This window comes from Cetobacterium sp. (assembly GCF_048470075.1).
In the GTDB taxonomy this organism is placed as follows: Bacteria; Fusobacteriota; Fusobacteriia; order Fusobacteriales; family Fusobacteriaceae; genus Cetobacterium_A.
In genome coordinates, this window is the sequence record NZ_DBGBQB010000126.1 from 1 (window position 1) to 2,363 (window position 2,363).

Consider the following 2,363-nt stretch of genomic DNA (forward strand, 5'->3'; position numbering starts at 1 on the left):
CAATAGTACAGGTGCTCAATTGCATTTTATCCACATTTATTCCACCAATTCCTATAAAAACTTTATTTGGATTAAATAGTTCTAGGTTTTCTCTAGCCATCTCTCCCACAAAGGAGTCAGTTCTTGAATCGTAAATCCCACCTAAGCATATAATTTCAATACCTTTATTTTCAGATAAAATTTTTTGAATTTCAAGCATATTAGTGATTACAGAGATTTTTATCTTTCTTTTTTGAAGAAGAGCCGCAACAATAATTGTAACAGTTGAATCATCTAAAAATATGATATCTCCATCTTGAATTAAAGAGACCACTTTTTCAGCTAAATCAGTTTTCTCCTCTAGCTCCTCTTTAGCAATATCTTTTAAAATAATTTTATCAACAATTTTTCTTTTTAAAATAGCTCCTCCATGCGTTCTAGTTAAAAGGTTTTCACTCTCCATCTGGCATAGGTCCTTTCTAATAATAACTTTACTAACAGAAAAAAGATCGCTTAATTCATTGACAGAAACTTTCTCTTTTTGTTTTAATATATTTAAAATCTTTTGTTTTCTCTCCTCTACAAACATAACTATAAAGCCTCCTATAAACAGTTAAATATCTAAAAAATTATATCATAAAAAAATTATTTTTAAAAAAGAAAGTTAACTTTATATAGTATACATGTAATATACATAGTTTATTAGTCTATAGATGGGAGGTGAAGGATGAGAAAGAAAAAAATTATAATTATAGGGGCTGGTCCTGGAGGATTAGCAGCAGGATTACTTTTATCTAGTAAAGGACACAATGTTACAATATATGAAAAAAAACCATATGTAGGTGGACGAAATTCATCTTTCAATTTAGGCAACTATACCTTTGATTTAGGTCCAACTTTTTTTTTAATGCCAAAACTATTGGAAGACATATTTATAGAAGCTGGGGAAAGACTTGATGAACATATCAATCTAATGGAGATAAATCCAATGTATAGGTTAAAATTCTATGGAATTGATGACTTTAATCCATACTCACACAGCAAAAAATTTCTTATGTATGGAGAGATGGAAAAAATTTTTCCATACAGTTCTAGAGCCTATGACAGGTACATTAAAAGTGAAGAGAGAAAATTTTCTAAACTGGAACCCTGCTTAAAGGTACCATATCTATCTTTAATTGATTATTTAAAACCCAATTTTTTAAAAGCGTTACCATATTTAGATGCACATAAATCCATATATGATGTTTTAGGAGGTTATTATAAAGAGGAGGAGTTAAAATTGGCATTCACTTTTCAAGCTAAATATATTGGAATGTCCCCTTGGGTAGCTCCAGGTACATTCTCTATTATCTCCTATTTAGAACATAGATATGGAGTTTTTCATGTAGAGGGTGGACTAAATAAACTTTCAAAATCAATGGGAGAGCTTATTGAAAAAAGAGGTGGAAAGATAATTTTTGACACACCTGTTAAAGAGATTATATTCAAAGATAGTGTGGCTCAAAGCATAATTCTAGAAAATGGAGATGCAGTGGAAGCTGACCATATAATAATTAATGCTGATTTTTCAACAGCTATGAAAAACCTTATACCTGAAAAATTAAGAAAAAAATATTCCAATGAAAATTTAGAAAGAAAAAGATACTCTTGCTCAACATTTATGCTATATTTAGGTGTGGATAAGATATATAAGAATATACCTCACCATAATATTATCTTTGCAAAGGACTATAAAAAAAATGTGAAAAATATATCTGAAAACAAAGATATAGGAGGAGATTTTTCATTCTATGTACAAAACCCATCTGTTATTGATCATACCTTAGCTCCAGAGGGTAAATCCTCCATCTATGTTTTAGTACCTGTAGCTAATAATAGTTCTAAAATAGATTGGGAACTTGAAAAAGATGATTTTGTACAACTTCTTTTAGATAAATTGGAAAAAATAGGTGAATTTAAAGGGATTAGAGACCATATTGAAGAGTTAAGAGTCATAACACCAAAAGATTGGGAAATGGAATACGATGTATATAGAGGTTCTGTTTTTAATCTATCTCATACTGTTATGCAGATGTTATGGTTTAGACCTCACAATAAGCTAGAGGGATATAAAAATCTATTTATAGTTGGAGGGGGAACTCATCCAGGAAGTGGGCTTCCTACCATCTATTGTTCAGCTAAAATAGTAGCAGATTTAATTGAAAAAATAGGTTAGAAAATCTAACCTATTTTTTTTATAAAAACCATATTTTTTTCAGAGGATAACTCTTCAGAAAAGTTATAATCTAAAAGATTAAAATTTTTAATCTCCTCAGGGTTTTTAATTCCGTTTTTTATAATATAATTTAAAAGAGCACCTCTAGCTTTTTTAGCTTCTGTAC

Annotated in this window: 3 protein-coding genes; 1 reads left to right on the forward strand and 2 read right to left on the reverse strand. The window is 29.5% G+C overall.

Annotated features, from left to right (window positions below; all coding sequences use genetic code 11):
• Positions 1 to 568 (reverse strand): DeoR/GlpR family DNA-binding transcription regulator (locus ACMOUI_RS04555; protein ID WP_418964551.1); only part of this gene is annotated, 568 nt, incomplete at its 3' end.
• 138 nt (positions 569 to 706) lie between these two features.
• Between ACMOUI_RS04555 and ACMOUI_RS04560 the strand changes: the two genes are divergently transcribed.
• Complete coding sequence (locus ACMOUI_RS04560; protein ID WP_418964552.1) at positions 707 to 2,197, forward strand: phytoene desaturase family protein; 1,491 nt, start codon at positions 707 to 709, stop codon at positions 2,195 to 2,197.
• A 5-nt stretch (positions 2,198 to 2,202) separates the two neighbouring features.
• Here ACMOUI_RS04560 and yaaA read toward each other — a convergent pair.
• The coding region (gene yaaA / locus ACMOUI_RS04565) for a peroxide stress protein YaaA (RefSeq protein ID WP_418964553.1) at positions 2,203 to 2,363 on the reverse strand (161 nt) is incomplete at its 5' end.

Coding starts and splice junctions, on each gene's coding strand:
- ACMOUI_RS04560 (WP_418964552.1), top strand. CDS start 707: ATGAGAAAGAAAAAAATTATAATTATAGGGGCTGGTCCTGGAGGATTA.